We start from the raw sequence: 19,076 nt of genomic DNA, 5'->3' as shown, positions 1-19,076 counted from the left end.
ATGTCGTCGCCTTGGCGGCGAGCCGGCGGCGCGCTATTCCCGCGCATGGCGACGTCGGAGAAGCGCATGACGACCTGGACGGCCCTGACCACGCTCGGCGATCGGGCGCATGCCGAGGCGCTCGGCGAAGCGCTCGAAGCGGTTCGTCCGGCCGCCGCCGGCGTCGGCGTCTTCGAGATCGAGGACGGCTCGGGGCGCTGGGAGGTGGGCGGCTATTTCACCGAGAAGCCCGACGACGTGACGCTGGCCCTGCTCGCGGCGGCGCATGGCGCGGCGCCCTTCGCGGTGTCGAAGCTGCCGGACACCGACTGGGTGGCCCATGTGCGGCGCGAGCTTTCGCCGGTCGAGGCCGGGCGCATCACCGTCCACGGCCCGCACGACCCCGCGCCGTCGGCGCCGACCATCGCCCTGGTGATCGAGGCCGCCATGGCGTTCGGCACCGGCCACCATGCGACGACCGTCGGCTGCCTGCTGGCCCTGCAGGATCTTGCTCGCATCGCGCCGCGGCCGCGGCGCGCGGCGGATGTCGGCTGCGGCACCGGCGTGCTGGCGATGGCTGCGGCGAAGATCTGGCGCGTCCCCGTCGTCGCGTCCGACATCGACCCGGTCGCCACTTCGACGGCCCGCGCCAATGCGCGCGCCAACGTGGTGGGGCCTTGGCTGCGCATCGTCACGGCGCCGGGGTTCCGTCATCCCGCTCTCGGCCGCGGCCCGCGCTTCGACGTGATCTGCGCCAACATCCTGGCGCGGCCGCTGCGCAGGCTCGCCCCGCAGATGGCGGCGCGCTGCGCACCGGGCGGCCATGTCGTGCTGTCAGGACTGTTGACGCGCCAGGCGCCCGCCGTGCAGGCGAGCTACCGCGCGCACGGCTTCGCGCGGGTGGCGCGACGGCGCATCGGGGAGTGGACGACGCTCACGCTCCGCCGCCTGTGATGCGCGGGAAGGCCGCCCGCACGATGCGCGGACGGCCCTTCGGCAGTCGGGATGGCGTGACGGCGTCAGGGGCGGTGGCGGCGCGCGAGGCGCGCGATCTCCGCCTCGAGATCGTCGGACACGCCGATGTCGCGACGCATCTCCGGGCTGAGCGCCGCCAGCCGTCGCCGCGTCGCCGCCAGCTGGGCGGCGCGCCGAACCGCTCTCGCGAGGCCGAACACGGCCGCGAAGGCGGTCTCGATGCGCAGCACCAGACCATAGACGGTGATGGCGCCGAAGGGGGCGGCGGGGGGCTTGATCATGTCCATGGCGCACTCCACTGAATTGGCGCTGCTACTGTTCGTGCAGCAGATGCCCATTTCGCAGGCGCCGCACAAGCGGCCCGGAAGCAGGGGCGCCATGCGCTGCACGCATGGCTTTTACTTTGTTTTTACAAACACCTAGCCGATCGACTGCTTTCGACTGAAAGCGACGCTTCGCACCTGCGGCGCGACATTGGAGCGTCACGGCGCTGGCGCCTGTTCCTGCTTCGTGCTAGCTGATTTCAGGGGCGTTTTCGGGCGCCGGCCGCTTGCGGGAGCCGCTCATGCGCATCATCGGCGTCGATCCGGGGTTGAGACGCGCCGGCTGGGGCGTGATCGACGTCGCCGGCGGCCGCCTGCGACACGTCGCGAACGGCGTCTGCGAGAGCGGCGCGGGCGATCTCGCGGTGCGTCTCGCGCGACTGCACGAGGGCCTCGCCGCCGCGGTCGCCGCCCATGCGCCGGACGCCGGCGCCATCGAGCGCACCTTCGTCAACGCCGACCCCGCCGGCGCGCTGCTGCTCGGGCAGGCGCGCGGCGTCGCGCTGCTGGTGCTGGCGCAGGCGGGGCTGCCGGTGTCGGAATATGCGCCGAACGAGATCAAGAAGGCCGTGACCGGGGTGGGACGCGCCGACAAGGCGCAGATGGCGATGATGGTCGCGCGCCTGCTGCCCGGCGCGCGGGCCGAGGCCCATGACGCCTGGGACGCGCTCGCCATCGCCGTGACCTGCGCCCATCGCGCGCCCGGCGACCGCCTCGCGGCCCGGCTCGCGGAGGCGGCGCGATGATCGGCAAGATCACCGGCCGGGTGGACTATGTCGCCGAGGACCATGCGCTGATCGAGGCGGCGGGCGTCGGCTACGTCGTCTACTGCTCGCGGCGGACCCTGCGCGGGCTGGCGCCGGGCGGCGTCGGCGCGCTCTACACCGAGCTTCTGGTGCGCGAGGACGCGCTGACGCTCTACGGCTTCACGACGCTGGCCGAGCGCGAGTGGCACCGACTCCTGACCTCGGTGCAGGGCGTGGGCGCGCGGGTCTCGCTCGCGATCCTCGGCGCGCTGGGGCCGGAGGCGACGGGGCGCGCCATCGCGCTGGGCGACATCTCGGCGGTGCGCGGCGCGCCGGGCGTCGGGCCCAAGCTCGCCGCGCGCATCGTCGCCGAACTTCGGGACAAGGCGCCCGTCGTCATGGCGCTGGGCGCGGCGGCGTCTCGCCCGGCGCAGGCCCACGGCGTCGCGCCGCAGTCCGCGCCCGCATCTACGGGCGAGGTTTCGGCGGCGCCTCATCCGGCCGCAGCCGGCGCCGACGAGGGCGCGGCGGACGCGCGCGCCGACGCGATTTCGGCGCTCATGAACCTCGGCTACGGGCAGAGCGAGGCCGCCGGCGCCGTGCTGGCGGCGCAGGAGGCGGACGCCGGCGCGGCGCCCTCGGCGCTCATCCGGGCGGCGCTGCGCGCGCTGGCGCCGGGGAGCGGGGCGTGAGCGCCTCCTCCGGGACGGCCGTCGCCGCGCGCCCTGCGCCTGACGGGCCGAACCCATGACGACGCCCGACCCGCTGCTGCGCCCGGCGCCGCAGGAAGGCGACGGCGCCGACCGCGCCCTGCGCCCGGAGACGCTCGACGCCTTCATCGGGCAGGAGGCCGCCAAGGCCAACCTCCGCGTCTTCGTCGGCGCAGCCCGCCAGCGCGGCGAGGCGCTCGACCATGTGCTGCTGCACGGGCCGCCCGGCCTTGGCAAGACGACGCTGGCGCAGATCATGTCGCGCGAGCTCGGGGTCGGCTTCCGCATGACGTCGGGCCCGGTGATCGCGCGCGCCGGCGACCTTGCGGCGATCCTCACCAATCTCGAACCGCGCGATGTCCTGTTCATCGACGAGATCCACCGGCTCAACCCGGCCGTGGAGGAGATCCTGTATCCCGCGCTTGAGGATTTCGCGCTCGACCTCGTGATCGGGGAGGGGCCGGGCGCGCGTTCGGTGCGCATCGACCTCGCCCCCTTCACGCTGGTGGGCGCGACGACGCGCATGGGCCTGCTGACGACGCCGCTGCGCGACCGCTTCGGCATCCCGGTGCGGCTGGAGTTCTACGACGAGGCCGAGCTGACGCGCATCGTCACCCGCGGCGCGGCGCTGATGCGCACCCCGGCCGACCCCGCGGGGGCGGCGGAGATCGCCCGCCGCGCGCGCGGCACGCCCCGCGTCGCGGGGCGGTTGCTGCGGCGCGTGGCCGATTTCGCCGTGATGGAGGGCGACGGGACCATCACCCGTCCGCTGGCCGACCGCGCGCTGACCCGGCTCGGCGTGGACGCAGCCGGGCTCGACGCCGCCGACAGGCGCTATCTGAGGCTGATCGCCGAGGCCTACGAGGGCGGGCCGGTGGGCGTGGAGACCATCGCCGCCGCGCTGTCCGAGGCGCGCGACGCCGTGGAGGAGGTGATCGAGCCCTACCTCCTGCAGCAGGGCTTCATCCAGCGTACGCCGCGGGGGCGGATGCTCGCTCACCGCGCCTGGACGCATATGGGCCTGCCCCAGCCGGGGCGGGCGACGCAGCCGCCGGGGCTCTTCGACGGGGCATGAGCCCTTTGGCCGGCGCGCCCGCCGGCCGAGCTTCGCGCCGTCCTCAGAAGTTCAGCGAGATGTCGCGGTGGCTGGCGTTGCAGGACGCGATGAACAGCGCCTGCTCGCGCGGCAGACGCGGCTGCTGACGCAGGCCGATCGTGTCCCTGATCGCCGCGTCGTACTCCGCCAGCGCCGGCGCCAGGTCCGACGCCGCGCGGCTGCGCCACGCGATCTCGGCTTCGAGCAGCGCCTTCGCCTCGGTGAGGAGTTCGGCGGCGCGTTCGGCGTCTGGCGAGCGGTCGTCGATCTCGCGCCGCGCGTCCGAGAGCAGGCCCCGGATGTCGCCGGCGCCGGCGATCTCGCCGACAACCCGCTCCACGTCCCTGAAACGGTCGGACGCCGTGTCCCGGTCCATCGACGGCGCGTCCTCCGCGAGGGCGTCGATCATCGGCCCGACGGGCGGCAGGGCGTCGGCGGCGAGGATGATCCGCCGCAGCTCCACGACCGGCTCATAGGCCTGATCGACGGTGCGCCGGTAGATGCCGCGCGCGCGCCGGTCGGCGCTCGTGATCTGCCCATAGGCGGCTTCGGCCGCTTCCCAGTCGGCGGGTATCCGCCCCAGCAGCTCGGCCTTCTCGGCCTCCAGCCGTGCGAACCGCGCCTCCTGGGCGGGGACGTCGCCGAAGCCGCGGCTGATGCGCGTTCGCAGGTCCGCAAGCTCGGCGTCGATGGCCCGCGCGTCCCTCTCGAGCGCCCGCACGACGGTGTGGAACGGCCGATACTCCACGGCGCCCTCCGCGAGCCGGCGCTTGATGTCCTCGATCTCGCGCATCATCGGGATCGCCTGCCGCGCCTTCTCGACGCCTTCCTCGAAGTCCTCCCGCAGACCCTCCGGCAGGTAGGAGAGGTCGAGCGCGCCGGCCCGGTCGATCGCCGCCGAGATGGCGGCGCCGTTGGTCTCGAACTCCTGCGCGACGTAGTTCTCCACGCAGAACTGCAGCGCGGGGTTGACCGGCGGCGGCGCCGTCTCGGCCGTCAGCGAACTGCGCGCCGGCAGGTAGTTCACCAGCGGCGGATAGACGGCGACGATCACCAGCGCGACCAGCTGCAGCGCGATGAACGCCACCACGCCCTGATAGATCTGGATCGTCCTCACCGCCGCCGAGGCCACCCCGCGCAGGTAGAACAGCGCGAAGCCGAAGGGCGGCGTCAGGAACGAGGTCTGGATGTTGAGGCCGATCATCACGCCGAGCCAGACGGCGGAGACGTTGGCCTCGGGGTCCGCCAGCAGGATCGGCGCCACGATCGGCACGACCACCACGGCGATCTCGATGAAGTCGAGGAAGAAGCCGAGGATGAAGATCACCGCCATCACGATGGCGAATCTGGTCCAGAACCCGCCCGGCAGCCCCTCCAGGAAGTGCCGCACCAGCTCCTCGCCGCCGAAGGCGCGGAAGGCGGCGGTCAGCATCGCGGCGCCCAGCAGGATGATGAAGACCAGCGAGGTGGTCTTCGCGGTCTCGATCATGGTGCCGGTCAGCGCGCTTTCGGTGACGTAGGCGCGGTAGCCGCTCCACAGGATCGAGACGATCACCAGCGCGACGCCGAAGCCCGCAAGGCGCACCGCGAATGAGTCCTCCGCGCTCTGGATGTTCTGGATGTTGGTGTTGAAGGACGAGACGGTGAAGGCGATGACGGCCAGACCGACCAGCGCCATCAGCGCCGGCGCATAGCGCAGCCGCCCGCCGGGATGCAGGCGATAGCCCGCCATGATCAGCGCGCCGACCGCGCCGATCGCGCCGGCCTGGTTCACCGTGGCGACGCCGGCGATGATCGAGCCGAGCACCATGATGATCAGCGCGAGTGGCGGCGTCATCGCGAGAAACACCTGGCCGGCGAACTTGAAGTCCCACTTGCCGCCATAGTGAACGGCGGGCGCCAGCTTCGGGCGGATCAGCGCGATGGCGAGGATGAAGAGGATGTAGAGGCCGACCAGCAGCAGTCCGGGGACCATGGCGCCGAGGAACATGTCGCCGGCGCTGGTGGAGACCACGGCGAACTCCGAGGGCATGACCAGTTCGCCGGTGACGGCCTTGTAGAGCTCCTGCCGCGACTGGCCGGCCTGGTCGACCGCCGAGGAAAGCTGGTCGGCGAGGATGATGAGCACGATCGACGGCGGGATGATCTGCCCAAGCGTGCCGGAGGCCGCGATGATCCCCGAGGAGAGCGAATTCGAGTAGCCGTTGCGCATCATCGCCGGCAGCGAGATCAGGCCCATCGCGACCACGGTGGCGCCGACGATGCCGGTGGTGGCCGCCAGAAGCGCGCCGACGACGACGACGGAGATGCCGAGGCCGCCGGGCACCGGCCCGAACAGCTGCGCCATGGTCACCAGCAGATCCTCGGCGATCTTGGACCGCTGGAGCATGATGCCCATGAAGATGAACAGCGGGATCGCGATCAGCGTGTCGCGTTCAGGCTCCCAGTAGACGCCGCGCAGGTTCGTGACCCCCGCGCTCAGCCATTGCGACGGGCCGCCGCTCTCGAAGTACGCGCTGCTGTCGCCGGCGAAAAGATAGCCGGCGCCCGCCGCCAGCAGCACCGTGATGATCGCGGAGCCGGGCAGGGCGAAGGCGACCGGATAGCCGGAGCCGAGCGCCGTCGCCATGATGACGAGCAGCAGGAGAAGGAAGAAAAGCTCCATCCGGAACGACCCTGTCTGGTTACATCATTTCCGATGCGGTCTCGCGCGCGCCCGGCTCGTCGCGGCGGTCCGCCACCGCTTCGAAGAACTGCGAGACGAACTGGACCATCATCGTGACCGCGAAGACGCCGAGGAAGCCGGCCATGAGATACTTGACATACATGCCGAAGCCGGACTGCGTGACCTCGAACACCAGCAGCGGGCCCACGATGATGCTGGAGGTGGAGCCCATCCCGAGGATCAGGATCGTCCAGCACAGCAGGGCCCCGAGCAGGATCGAACCCCAGGCGTTGACCCGCCCCTTCGCGCGGCGGGACATGCTCGCGTAGAGCAGGTCCACCCGGACATGGCCTTCCTCGCGCAGCGTGTAGGCGGACGCGAACAGGAACAGCGCGCCGTACCAGAACCGCACCAGATCGGCCATGAAAGCCTGCTCGTAGGAAAAGACGAAGCGGCTCAGCACGATCAGCAGCTCGGCCGCCACCACCAGCAGCGCGAGCCAGACGAACCCGAGCGAACGGGTGACGGCCGCGATGGCGACGCCGAGCAGCCCGAGCGGAACGTGGAGATGCAGTCCGCGATACTGCGAACGCCCGAGGTCGCCGGCCAGCTGCGCCCCGAGCAGGGGTTCAAGGAGTCCGTCGACGCGCAGGAACGACACGACGGCGTCGCCGAGGCCGACCAGCAGGACGACCCAGAAGGCCGCACGGATCAGGAAATTGTTGAGCGCCGTCGCGCGCTGGGACTCCTCGCGCAGCGTGGCGTCGGGGCGCCGCCGGACCGACCAGACGGCCAGGGCCATGGCGGCGGGGTAGAGCGCCGCCTGCGCGACCGCCGCGATCCCGCCGCCGGCGAAGGCCGCGCCGGCGCCGGGCAGGCCGAACCAGAAGGTGAGGACGACGTTGATCAGGAAGGCCGCCATCACGGCGAGCATCGTCCAGCCGAAGGTGCGCGTCGCGATCGCGCGCGAGGCGGGCGTTTCCGTCATGCGGTGTTTCCCCCGATCGTCCAGCGCCCGGCAGGGCGCGAGAACCCCGAGAACCGCCGCCCGCGAGCGGCCGGCGGCTCCGGAGGCGACGCGTCAGATCTTGAGGTAGCGGTTGCGCTTGGCGACGTAGGGCGCGTCGGAGTAGTTGGTCCACACGCCGACATTCCCGCGCGCGGCGAGGAAGCTGTCGAAGATCTCGGCGGCCAGCGCGCTGTGGTCGCGGGCCTCCTCGATCACTTCGGTCGCCGCATCGCCGAACGCCTCGTACACGTCGTCGTTGAACTCGCGCAGTTCGACGCCGTACTCGTTCACCAGGCGGTTGAGATAGATGCCGTTCTGGTAGTTGGTCTCGGCCGGCTGCATCGCGTTCTCTTCGGCGCAGGCGACCTGGATGAGCAGCTTGTCGTTCTCGGGGACGGTCGACCACCAGGAGGCGTTCATGCCGAGGCAGACCTGGCTCGCCGGCTCGTGCATGCCCGGCCAGTAGTAGAACTTCGCCGCCTCGTAGAGCTTGAGGAAGAAGTCGTTCCACGGCCCGACCCATTCCGTCGCGTCGATGGCGCCGGAGACGAGGTTCTCGTAGATCTGCCCGCCGGGCAGCGAGACGGGCGAGGCGCCGACCTTGGACATGACGTCGCCGCCGAGGCCCGGAATGCGCATCTTGAGGCCGCGGAGATCCTCCGGCGAGTTGATCTCCTTGTTGAACCAGCCGCCCATCTGAAGCCCGGTGTTGCCGCAGGGGAACCCGCGCAGGCCGAACTCGTCGCCGATCTTGTTGTAGAGTTCCTGGCCGCCGCCGAACTTCATCCAGCCGTCGATCTCGGTGTAGGTCAGGCCGAACGGAACGGCGGTGAAGGGCGACCAGCCGGCGTGCTTGCCCTTCCAGTAGTAGTCGGTGCCGATATAGGCCTGCGCATTGCCCGAAGCGACCTCGTCGAAGCTGTCGAAGGCGCCCACGCGCTCACCGGCGGCGAAGTACTGCACCGCGATGCGGCCCTCGGTGATCTGCTCGATGCGGGCGGCGAGGCGCTGGGCGCTGGTGCCGAGGCCGGGGAAATCGCGGCCCCAGGTCGACACGATGACCATGTCGATCCGGCTCTGGGCGATGGCGGGCGCCGCGAGCGCGGCCGAGGCCACGGCGCCGCCGGTCGCGGCCTTCAGAAACTTGCGTCGTTCCATGATGTAACTCCTCCTGTTGTGGATTTTTTCATCGACGCCGCCCCCTTCCGCATGTGGGAGGCCGAGGTCGCCGCACTGCCGTTCTGTCGTTGCGGTCTTCCTCCGGCGTCGCAGGGGCGGGCAGGCCGCCGAACCGACACTGCTACCTCGCCGCGCTTGAAGAAAATTGCAAGCACATCTGCGGCAACCTGACCGCACATCGGCGAGAAGCACGCGCAGTCGGCGCGCTTGTGCCTTGCGAATGGGCATTCTCCAGCCGGAGCGCCGGGCCCTGTGTATGCGTTCGAGCTTTCGACCGACCATCTAGCGCGCCAGCAGGCGTTCCACGGCGTCGCGGATCGCCGCTTCGTCGCCGGGGCTGCCGTCCGGGTTGCCGGCCCGGTGCCCCCAGACCGTGCGCAGTTCGGCGTACTCGCCGTTCGGGATGCGCCCGGCTTCCGCCCGGATGTCGCGGGCGCGGAAGTAGAGGTCGGTGTCCGCCGCCATGTGCACGACGCGCGCCGTGATCGCGCCCAGCGCCCGGTCGAGATCGCCTCCGAACACGTCGTTCGCGCTGATGTCGCAGCGCTGCCAAGTGTCGATGAGGGACAGCAGGTTGTGCGGATCGCGGCGCAGGAAGTTCGGCTCCCAGACCGCGGCGAGGTAGCTCTCGACATCGGCGTGGCCGAGCCTCTCGAACGCGCGCTCGCGGTAGAAGGACTGGCTGAACGCCCAGCCGGCGTAGATGCGGCCCATGGCGCGCAGGCCGCGCTCGGGGTGCGCGGTGAAGCGCGCGCCGTCCCAGGCGGGGTCGGCCGTCAGCGCCGCGCGCACGCCGTCGAGAAAGACCCAGTTGTGGACGGAGGTGCGCGCCGCGCCGCACACGGCGAAGACCCGCTCCACCCGATGCGGAAACAGCGCCGCCCAGTGCAGCGCCTGCTGCGCCCCCATCGACCAGCCATAGGCGAGCGCGAGGCGATCGACGCCGAATCGCTCCGTCATCAGAGCGTGTTGCGCCGTGACGTTGTCGACATGGCTGAAGCTGGGAAAGCGCCCTGTGCCGGGGTCGCGCGCCATGTCGCTCGGCGAGGTCGAGACCCCGGCGCCGAACATGTTGAGCGCCACGATGAAGTAGCGCTCGGGGTCGAGGATGCGCCCGGGCCCGATCAGCCACGCCACGTCCGCGTCGGTCACGGCGAAGGAGGTCGGATAGACGATGGCGTTGGACCGGTCCGCGTTCAGCGCGCCATGAGTGCGATAGGCGAGCGTCGCCTCGGGCAGCGTCGCGCCGCACTGCAGCCGGAAATCATTCAGCTGAAAGGTTTGCAGCGGGGGAAGCGGCGAGGCCATCGGGATACTCCTGCCAGGTGGCGAAGCTCCGCAGGCCGCAACATGCACGGCGCCGCGTCTCTCCGAACGCCCCTGAAGGTCGGCGCATGAACCACTGCGCGCAAGCGTTCTTCGGTCTTTCTCGGCGGGCGGGGCGCCCCGCGTTGCGGAAAGCCGCCGCAGCCTGATCCGACCGCGCCGAGGCGCCGTGCGGCTTCACCCGCGACCGCTCGGGCCGCCCATGCGGCGCGGCCGTCACCTCGGCGCGGCGGTTCCGCCAAGCGCGACGTCGCGCACCCGGTCAGCGAGCGCGAGCGAGGCCGTGAGGCCGGGAGACTCCACCCCGTAGAGCGCCACGAAGCCCTCGGCGCCGTGGCGTTCCGGCCCGTCGATGCGGAAGTCGACGTTCTGGCCCGTCTCGCTGGAGAGTTTCGGCCGGATGCCGGCGTAGTCCGCGACCAGCGCATCGTCGGGCAGGCCGGGCCAGTAGCGCCGGATGGCGGCGTAGAATGCGTCCGCCCGGGCCTGCGGAACCGAGTAATCGAGGCTCGCCGGCTCGTCCTGCGCCAGCCACTCCACGTCGGGGCCGAAGCGCGCGCGGCCGGCCATGTCCAGCGTCAGGTGCACGCCGAGGCCGCCGCCGCCGGGCGTGGGATAGATCAGCCTCTCGAAGGATGCGCTTTGACGCAGCGAGAAGTAGTGGCCCTTGGCGTAGACCGCCCGCGGTATCGACGCCGCGTCGAGGCCCGCGATGCGCGCGCTGACGCGCTGCGCCCACAGCCCGGCGCTGTTGACCACCAGCCTTGCGATCAGCCGCACGGGCTCGTCGCCGCCGGTCTCCACGGCGATGCGCCCGTCCTGCAGGATCTCCCCGCCGCGCAGTTCGGCGCCGGTGACGATCACGGCGCCATGCGCCTCCGCCTCGCCGGCGAGCGCCAGCATGTAGGCGTGGCTGTCGACGATCCCCGTCGACGGAGACAGCAGCGCGCCCGCCACGTCCAGCTCGGGCTCCATCGCTAGGGTCTGCGCCCGCGACAGCGGTCGCAGGTCCGTCACGCCGTTGGCGGCGGCCTTCTGCGAAACGCGCTCGAGCGCCGGCATGTCGTCGTCGTCCGCCGCCACGATCAGCTTGCCGAGGCGCCTGTGCGGCACGCCGCGCCGCTCGCAGAACGCGTAGAGGGCGTGTTTGCCCTCCACGCAAAGCGTGCCCTTCAGCGAACCGGCCTCGTAGTAGATCCCCGCGTGGATGACCTCGGAATTGCGGCTCGAGGTCTCCTCGCCGAGGGCGTGGTTCTTCTCAAGCAGGATCACGTCGCGGCCATCAAGCGCGAGGCGGCGCGCGATGGCCAGCCCGACGACGCCGCCGCCGATCACGACGCAGTCCACCTCGTGGGAATCGATGCTCATGCGCTTCTCGATCGTTGCGGGCAGGGGGCGCAGGGCCGAACGGGCGCCGGTCTCAGGTTCCGGTCGCCTCCCGCATCGCGGCGATCAGCTTCCCCTTCAGCTCGAAGCCCACGCCCGGCGCGTCGGGCAGGCCCACGCGCCCGTTCTCGATCCTGACGCCGTCCGCGAAGCCGCCGAAGGGCGCGAACACCTCCGGGTAACTCTCGTTGCCGCCGAGCTTCAGCCCCGCGGCGATGTTGAGCGACAACTGATGGCCGCCATGGGGAATGCAATTGCGGTTCCCGAAGCCCTCGCCCGCTATCGCCTTCAGCGTGCGCAAATACTCCACGAGGCCGTAGCTCAGCGCGCAGTCGAACTGGAGCCAGTCGCGGTCCGGCCGCATCCCGCCATAGCGGGCGAGGTTGCGCGCGTCCTGGTGCGAGAACAGGTTCTCGCCCGTCGCCATCGGATGCGGATAGACCTTCGGCAGCTCGGCCTGCAGCGCGTAGTCGAGCGGATCGCCGGCCTCCTCGTACCAGAACAGCTCGTAGGGGCGCAGCGCCCCGGCGTAGGCGAGCGCCGTCTCGAGGTCGAACCGGCCGTTGGCGTCCACGGCGAGGCGGCGCCCCTCGCCGACGACCGCGAGCACCGCCTCGATGCGGCGCAGGTCCTCGTCCAGCGACGCCCCGCCGATCTTCATCTTCACGACCTCGTAGCCCATGCCGAGATAGCGCCGCATCTCCTCCTGAAGCTGGCGGTCGTCCTTTCCGGGGTGGTAGTAGCCCCCGGCGGCGTAGACGAACACGTTCTCGTCCGCCGTCCCGTCGCCGTGCGCATCAGCCAGATGGCGCCAGAGCGGGACGCCGCGCGCCTTTGCCACCGCGTCCCACACCGCCATGTCGATCACCCCGACGGCCACCGAGCGCTCGCCGTGCCCGCCCGGCTTCTCGTTCGCCATCAGCGCGTCCCACACCTTGGCGGGGTCGATGAAGCCGTCGTCTGCGAGCAGCGTTTCGGGCGCGGCCTCCCGCAGCCTCGGCAGGAACCGCTCGTTCAGCAGGCCACTCGCCGCATAGCGCCCGTTGGAGTTGAAGCCGTAGCCGACGACCGGCCGGCCGTCGCGCACCTGATCGGTGATCACCGCGACGACGCTCGCCGTCATCTTCGAGAAGTCGATGTAGGCGTTGCGGATGGGCGAGGAGATCGGAACGATCGCTTCGCGGATTTCAAGAATGCGCATGGGCGGTCTTCCTGGGTTCGTCGCGCGGCGCAACACCGGGTGGTACCGTCAGGCTATCGGCATCGCCGCCACGGTCAAGTCGACCTGCCGGCCCCTGTGCGACCCGGCTCGCCGACCGCTCGGCCGGCGGCCGCAGCTCGCCGCGCACGGTCAATCGTCGACGCGCATCAGTGCGGAGGCGGCGCGGCGCAACGCGGCGGAGTCCGGCGCCGCCGCTCAAACCTGTCGTCTCGGGAAGCATGGTGGGTGTGCACGGGCTCGAACCGTGGACCCGCTGATTAAGAGTCAGCGAGGCCCCTTGATTTCGCTCGGAAATCGCCTCCAAAAAAGGCCCTAAGCGCCTGTGCGGGATCAACGGGTTACGTCCGGCCTCCAAAATGAGATGGGGCCTCGATCGGCTATTTCGGCATGGTCTGGTCATCGCGTCGCGCAGCGTCAGATGGCCCTCAGAGCTGCGTTGCGCTACGCACAGATCGACCGGTCAGTCCTCGCACTGTGGTCCAACATCGGGCGCGTTCCGTTTGACGGCACCGTCGGCCCTCGCCATCCTCTCACAGTTTCGTCACGGATTGCAGATGCTTTCAGGCTCGCTCTTCACCCTCGACTTCCTCTCGGAGGGGATCAGCGGGACCGACCGGTGGTCGCACCTCCCAGAGGGCGACGTCGACGCATTCGCCGAGTTCGCCACCGCGCGCCTTCGGGCGCTCATGGCGGCGCGCACGCCCAACGAAGCCGAGACCGAGAGCGAGCTGATCTGGCCCATGGTCGAGGCGCTCGGCTGGGACGCGTATCTGCCCCAGCAGAAACTGCCCGGGAAGCGGCGCGAGGACGTTCCCGACCTGCTGCTGTTCGAGACGCCCGGCGACAAGGACGCCGCCGCGGGCGGCGATCCCACGCAGCGCCTGCACCGGGCGCTCTGCGTGGTCGAGTCGAAGCGCTGGCTTCGGCCGCTTGACCGAGCGCATGGACGCGCGACGGGGGAGGCGGGCGTCCCGGCGACGCAGATGCTCCGGTACCTGCGCCGCATCGACGATCTCACCGGGGGCGCCCTGCGCTGGGGCGTCCTCACCAACGGGCGCGTCTGGCGGCTCTACTTCAGCGGCGCGGTGTCTGTCGCGGAGGATTTTCTCGAGATCGACCTCGGAAAGGCGCTCGGCCTGCCCGGGTGCGAGCTCGACCTGATCGACCTCGCGGGAGCGGGCATGGACGCCGATGCCTGGCGGCGGCATGTCCTGAAGCTCTTTATGCTCCTGTTCGGTCGCGAGGCCTTCGTCGCGACGGAGCACGGCGAGACGTTCCACGAGCTCGCGCGGCGCGAGGGCCTTCAATGGGAGGCCCGCGTCGCCCACGACCTCTCGCAGATCGTCTTCCGGACGGTGTTTCCAAGGCTGGCCGACGCCATTGCGCGGGCCGCGGGCGTTACGCCCGGAGACGGCCGCCTGGACGAGGTGCGCACGGCGGCGCTGGTGCTGCTCTATCGCCTGTTGTTCGTGCTCTATGCGGAAGACCGGAACCTGCTGCCGGACGAGAGCGGGCCATACGCCGACTATTCGCTGACGCGGATCAGGCGTGAGGTCGCCGACGGGCGAGCCGCCGGCAAGACCTGGTCGGACCGGATCTCGACGCTCTGGGGTCGCCTGAAGGGCGCCTTCGGCGCCATCGCCCAGGGCGACGATGCGCTCGGCGTGCCGCCCTACAACGGCGGCCTGTTCGCCCCTTCCGCCTCACCGCTTCTCGAGCATGTATCGCTGCCAGACGCCGCCTTGGCCGATGTCGTGTTCAACTTGTCGCACCTCGAGGCAGGGGACGGCCGGGCCCCGAAATACATCAACTATCGCGATCTCAGCGTGCAGCAGCTCGGCTCCGTCTATGAGCGCATCCTTGAGCACGGCCTCGCCTTCGACGGCAAACGCGTCGTGGTCCGCGAGGATCTCAGCGCCAGAAGATCCTCGGGCAGCTACTACACGCCCGAGGACCTGGTCACGCTGATCATCGAGCGCGCTGTCGGCCCGCTGGTGGCCGAGGCGCGCGCCGAGTTCACCCGCGTGGCCGACGCGCTGGCCTCAGACCGCCGGCCCCTGATCCAGCGTCATGAGGCGCTGCGGCGACACGACCCCGCGAGCCGCATACTCGACCTGCGCATCTGCGACCCGGCGATGGGCAGCGGCCACTTCCTCGTCAGCCTTGTCGACTGGCTCGCCGACGAGGTGCTGGAGGCGATGGCCGACGCCGAGGCGGCGGCGGCGTTCTGCGACTACGCCTCGCCTCTGACCGAGCGCATCGCGACGATCCGGGAGGGCATCGTCGCAACCGCGCGCGCCCGACGCTGGCCGCTCGTCGAAAGCCAGCTGGAGGACCGCCACATCGTGCGCCGCATGGTGTTGAAGCGCGTCGTCTATGGCGTGGACAAGAACCCTATGGCGGTCGAACTCGCCAAGGTCAGCCTCTGGCTGCACAGCTTCACGGTGGGCGCGCCGCTATCGTTTCTCGACCATCACCTGCGCCGCGGCGACAGCATCGTCGGCCTGCGCGCCGCCAGCGCCATCGACGCCCTGCGCGCCGCCGACAGCCTGTTCAACGTCGGCCAGATCGCGGCCATCGAGGCGGTCGGCGGGCTGATGGAGCAGATCGAGGAGCGCACCGACAGCGACCTCGCCGACGTGGAGGCCTCCAAGCAGGCCTACGCCGCCTACGAGGACGCCGTCGGCCCCGTCGAGGCGCTGTTCTCCCTGCTGGCCGCCGAGCGGATGATGGGCGTGATCGACGCTGCGCCGAAAAAGGCGCCGCCGCCGCTCGCCAAGGCCGCGGGCAAGAGCGAGAAGCACCTCGAACGCCTGCGCGCCCAGCACGCCGCCTTCGAGAGGGCCGAGGCGCTGCAGGCCGTCTTCGCCCGGGCCTACGGCGACCCCGCCGGCATCGCCCAGGGCGCGCAGCGTGTCGCCTCGGACGAGGACATGGCGGCGCTGGCGACGCAGACGCCCGATGACGAGCCGAGCCTGTTTCCCGCCATCACCGGCGACCGCCGGCGCCGCGCTGTGGCCCAGACCCTCCTGGACGCCGCCGCCGCCCGGGTGGCCGAGCACGGTTTCTTTCACTGGGAGATCGGCTTCCCGAACGTCTGGTCGCAGATCACCTCGACCGCGCCGCGCGGCGGGTTCGACGCCATCATCGGCAACCCGCCCTATGTGCGCCAGGAGCTGCTTGGCGACGAGGTCAAGCGCGCCCTGAGGCTCGACTACGCCGCATGGGACGGCATGGCCGACCTCTACGTCTATTTCTACGAACAGGCCCTGCGCCTGCTGAAGCCCGGTGGCAGGCTGAGCTTCGTCGTGACGAACAAGTGGCTGCGCGCGGGCTACGCCGAGGCGCTGCGCGGCGTCTTCGCCGAGCGGGGTGAGCTGGAGTTCATCGCCGACTTCGGCCACGCCAAGCACTTCTTCCCTGACGCTGACGTGTTCCCCTGCGTCGTCGTGGTGCGCCGGCCGGTCCCGGCGGAAGAGCCGCGCGCCGAGACCGACGTCTGCGTCATCCCGCGCGACGCCGTGCCACGCAAGGGCCTGGGCGGGGCGGTGGCCGCCGCGACCTATCCCCTGCCGCGCGCGCACTTCACCCGCGAGAGCTGGACGCTGGAGCCACCCGATGTGGTGGCGCTGCTGGAGAAGATCCGGCGCAACGGCGTGCCGCTGGCCGAATACGCCGGGGTGAAGCCCTATCGCGGCGTGCTGACCGGCCTCAACGAGGCCTTCCTGATCGACGGCTCCACCCGCGACCGGCTGGTGCGCGAGGACCCCGGCTGCGCCGACATCATCAAGCCCTACCTGCGCGGGCAGGACATCGAGCGGTGGCACGCGCCTTGGCAGGGCTTGTGGATGATCTTCACCCGGCGCGGGATCGACATCGACGCCTATCCCGCCGTGAAGCGCCATCTTGAGGGGTTCCGGGAGCGCCTGGAACCGAAGCCGGACGGTTGGTCATCGCTCGAACCGGACGCAAAGTGGGCCGGCCGGAAAGCGGGGAGCTACGCCTGGTTCGAGATTCAGGACAGCGTTGATTACTGGGAAGCATTGGAAGCTCCCAAGCTATGCTACGGCGACATATCTTGGGGGCCATCCTTCCACATCGACACGAATGGGTATTTTTTGAACAACGCAGGTTACTTTATTCCAACAGGCGACCATTGGATTGCCTCGATCATGAATTCCGCAGTTGGCTACTGGCTCGCGTGGCGAGCGGCTCAACACGGCAAGGACGAGGCGTTGCGCTATTTCAATCCACTGGTCGAGGCGTTCCCGATCCCTGCAATGCCGAACGCGTGCGAAGCCGACGCTGTCGTCGCCCTCGGCGCGGGCGCAGAGCGGTGCGCATCGTACGACGCCGCAATCCTCGACTGGCTCCACCACGAGTTCGGCCTCGACAAGCCAGGCCGTGCGCTGGGCGCGCCGCACCTGCTCGACGCCGACGGCTTCGTGGCCGCCGTCCGCGCCGTTCTGCCGAAGAAGCGCAAGCTCTCCGCCGCCGACATCGCCCGCCTGAAGGAAGAGTACCGCGACACCGTCGAGCCCGCCCGCGCCGCCGCCGCCGAGATCCTGACGCTGGAGCGCCGCCTGTCCGACGCCGTCAACGCCGCCTACGGCCTGACGCCCGAGGAGGTGGCGCTGATGTGGCGCACCGCGCCCCCGCGCATGCCGCTAGACCCCGCCGAGGAGCTGCGCCGCCTCGGCGCGGCGCCATGACCGGCGCGGGGCGCAGGGCGGTCTATCCGCGAGACCTCTCGCCCGAGCGCGGCCTGCTGTTCCGCATCACCCACTGCGACAACCTGCCCTGGCTTCTCGCCAACGGCCTGCCCTGCGCCAGCAGCCCCCTGCGCGCGCCCAGCTTCGTGGCCATCGGCAACGCCGACCTGATCGAGGACCGCGCCCGCCACGCGGTTCGTGAACCACCCCATGGGACGCTGGCGGACTACGTGCCGTTCTACTTCACGCCCCGCTCGCCGATGCTGCTGAACATCAAGACCGGATGGAAGGGGATCACCAAGCGGCCGAACGCCGACATCGTGGTCATGGTCACCAGCATCGCCCGGCTCGCGGCGCATGGCGTCACGACACTGTTCACCGACCGGCACGCCTTCATCCGGACAGCGCGGTGGACCGCCGACCACGCCGAACTCGCCGCGATGCTCGACTGGCGCATCCTGCGCGACAGCGACTTCCAGAACACCGACGCCTATCCCGACAAGATGGACCGCTACATGGCCGAGGCGCTCGCCCATGGCCATGTGCCGACGGAGGCGCTTCTCGGCTTGGCCTGCGCTTCGGACGCTGCCAAGAAGAAGGTGGAGATGATGGCGCAGGCGGCGGGCGTGGCGATGTTCGTCGAGGCCCGCCCGGAATGGTATTTCCGATGATCGACTATCGCGCTGGAAACCTGCTGGACGCCGACGCCGAGGCGCTGGTGAACACCGTCAACACGGTGGGCGTCAGCGGCAAGGGCGTCGCGCTGATGTTCAAGGAGGCGTTTCCGGAGAACTTCCGCGCCTACGCCGCCGCATGCAGGGCAGGCGACATCGCGCCGGGCGGGTTGTTCGTCACCGAGCGGCGCGACATGCTCGGCCCGCGCTGGATCATCAATTTCGCGACGAAGGACCACTGGCGTAGCCCGTCACGGCTGGAATGGATCGAGGCGGGCCTCGCGGACCTGCGCCGCGAGATCGCCGCGCGCGGCATCCGCTCGATCGCAATCCCGCCGCTTGGCGCCGGCAACGGCGGGCTCGACTGGACTGACGTGAAGCCGCTGATCACCGAGGCGCTGGGCGACATGGACGTGGCGGTCGCCGTATTCGAGCCGAGTGACAGCTACCGCAACGTCGTGAAACGGCGCGGCGTCGAGAAGCTGACGCCGGCGAGGGCGCTCATGTCCGAGATGATCGCGCGCTACGAGATCCTCGGCTTCGACTGCTCGATCCTCGAAGCGCAGAAGCTCGCGTGGTTCCTCTCCGTCGCGAGCCGCAGCCTGCGGCTAGATGACCCGATCGACGGGCGCTTCGCGCCAGACCGCTACGGCCCGTATTCCGATCGGGTCCGCCACCTGCTCGACAGCCTCGACGGCAGCTATCTGACCTGCGAGCGGCGCGTCGCGGAGGCGAGGCCGTTCGACCCGATCCGCTTCCGCCATGACCGCCGCGATCGCGTAACCGCGTTCCTCACGACCGAGGCGGCGGCGACCCTGCGCCCCGCGTTGGACCGGGTGACGGCGATCATCGACGGCTTCCAGTCGCCGCACGGCATGGAGTTGCTCGCCACGGTCGACTGGCTCCGCCGCAAAGAAGGGGTGGAGATGAAAGCTCAGCCGATGACCGAGGCCATCGGCGCATGGCCCGGCCCTGAAGGCTCGGCGGCCCGTAAGGCGGGGATCTTTCATCGCGACCATATCGAGACGGCCATCGACCACCTGATCGCGACGGACCCGATCTGATCGATCCCGC

General features: G+C 70.4%; 14 protein-coding genes. 7 read left to right on the top strand and 7 right to left on the bottom strand.

Features of this window, described 5'->3' with window-relative positions; genetic code table 11:
• The first annotated feature begins 66 nt into the window (after positions 1-66).
• A complete protein-coding gene (locus BLW43_RS07125) occupies positions 67-933 on the top strand; it encodes a 50S ribosomal protein L11 methyltransferase (RefSeq protein ID WP_093251622.1) in 867 nt (288 codons plus the stop codon).
• Positions 934-998: 65 nt separating this feature from the next.
• On the opposite strand, the gene BLW43_RS07120 is transcribed toward BLW43_RS07125, so the two are convergent.
• Complete coding sequence (locus tag BLW43_RS07120; RefSeq protein ID WP_175478793.1) at positions 999-1,241, bottom strand: YjiS-like domain-containing protein; 243 nt, start codon at positions 1,239-1,241, stop codon at positions 999-1,001.
• A gap of 278 nt (positions 1,242-1,519) precedes the next feature.
• On the opposite strand from BLW43_RS07120, the gene ruvC reads away from it, so the two are divergent.
• From ruvC to ruvB, 3 genes are read left to right on the top strand one after another with little or no spacing between them, the layout of a single operon-like run.
• Positions 1,520-2,023, top strand: coding sequence for a crossover junction endodeoxyribonuclease RuvC (gene ruvC, locus BLW43_RS07115; RefSeq protein ID WP_093250929.1), 504 nt, complete (start codon positions 1,520-1,522; stop codon positions 2,021-2,023).
• Entirely contained in the window at positions 2,020-2,715 is a 696-nt protein-coding gene (gene ruvA / locus BLW43_RS07110) for a Holliday junction branch migration protein RuvA (protein WP_093250926.1), read from the top strand. Before ruvC ends, ruvA begins: the two co-directional genes overlap by 4 nt.
• A gap of 55 nt (positions 2,716-2,770) precedes the next feature.
• Entirely contained in the window at positions 2,771-3,808 is a 1,038-nt protein-coding gene (ruvB, locus tag BLW43_RS07105) for a Holliday junction branch migration DNA helicase RuvB (RefSeq protein WP_093250905.1), read from the top strand.
• A gap of 43 nt (positions 3,809-3,851) precedes the next feature.
• Here the strand turns inward: ruvB and BLW43_RS07100 are convergent, their stop codons facing one another.
• The 6 genes from BLW43_RS07100 to BLW43_RS07075 all read right to left on the bottom strand — a co-directional run bounded on the left by BLW43_RS07100 (position 3,852) and on the right by BLW43_RS07075 (position 12,595).
• Positions 3,852-6,494 carry a TRAP transporter large permease gene (locus BLW43_RS07100; protein WP_093250904.1) on the bottom strand — a complete coding sequence of 881 codons (2,643 nt, stop codon included), beginning with the start codon at positions 6,492-6,494 and terminating at the stop codon, positions 3,852-3,854.
• 19 nt (positions 6,495-6,513) lie between these two features.
• Positions 6,514-7,482 (bottom strand): TRAP transporter small permease subunit, encoded by a 969-nt coding sequence (locus tag BLW43_RS07095; protein ID WP_093250903.1) that lies wholly within the window; start codon positions 7,480-7,482, stop codon positions 6,514-6,516.
• Between the two features lie 93 nt (positions 7,483-7,575).
• Positions 7,576-8,661: a TRAP transporter substrate-binding protein gene (locus BLW43_RS07090; RefSeq protein ID WP_093250902.1), complete on the bottom strand. Its 1,086-nt coding sequence runs from the start codon at positions 8,659-8,661 to the stop codon at positions 7,576-7,578.
• Between the two features lie 303 nt (positions 8,662-8,964).
• Positions 8,965-9,990, bottom strand: a complete 1,026-nt coding sequence (locus tag BLW43_RS07085; RefSeq protein WP_093250901.1) for an alpha/beta fold hydrolase — start codon at positions 9,988-9,990, stop codon at positions 8,965-8,967.
• 234 nt (positions 9,991-10,224) lie between these two features.
• A complete protein-coding gene (locus BLW43_RS07080; protein ID WP_093250900.1) occupies positions 10,225-11,376 on the bottom strand; it encodes an NAD(P)/FAD-dependent oxidoreductase in 1,152 nt (383 codons plus the stop codon).
• Between the two features lie 52 nt (positions 11,377-11,428).
• Positions 11,429-12,595, bottom strand: a complete 1,167-nt coding sequence (locus tag BLW43_RS07075; protein ID WP_093250899.1) for a mandelate racemase/muconate lactonizing enzyme family protein — start codon at positions 12,593-12,595, stop codon at positions 11,429-11,431.
• A 575-nt stretch (positions 12,596-13,170) separates the two neighbouring features.
• Here BLW43_RS07075 and BLW43_RS07070 point away from each other — a divergent pair.
• The 3 genes from BLW43_RS07070 to darG are packed head-to-tail and all read left to right on the top strand — an operon-like array spanning position 13,171 to position 19,066.
• Complete coding sequence (locus tag BLW43_RS07070) at positions 13,171-17,328, top strand: Eco57I restriction-modification methylase domain-containing protein (RefSeq protein WP_139284003.1); 4,158 nt, start codon at positions 13,171-13,173, stop codon at positions 17,326-17,328.
• On the top strand, positions 17,325-17,999 hold the full coding sequence (gene darT, locus BLW43_RS07065) for a type II toxin-antitoxin system toxin DNA ADP-ribosyl transferase DarT (RefSeq protein ID WP_093250897.1): 675 nt from the start codon (positions 17,325-17,327) through the stop codon (positions 17,997-17,999). The genes BLW43_RS07070 and darT overlap by 4 nt, the downstream gene beginning before the upstream one ends.
• Positions 17,984-19,066: a type II toxin-antitoxin system antitoxin DNA ADP-ribosyl glycohydrolase DarG gene (darG, locus tag BLW43_RS07060; protein ID WP_217632115.1), complete on the top strand. Its 1,083-nt coding sequence runs from the start codon at positions 17,984-17,986 to the stop codon at positions 19,064-19,066. Before darT ends, darG begins: the two co-directional genes overlap by 16 nt.
• The last annotated feature ends 10 nt before the right edge of the window (positions 19,067-19,076 follow it).

It is taken from the genome of Rubrimonas cliftonensis (assembly GCF_900107585.1).
Lineage (GTDB): Bacteria > Pseudomonadota > Alphaproteobacteria > Rhodobacterales > Rhodobacteraceae > Rubrimonas > Rubrimonas cliftonensis.
Note: the sequence above shows the minus strand (reverse complement) of the source record. Positions and strands in the feature narration are given on the sequence as shown.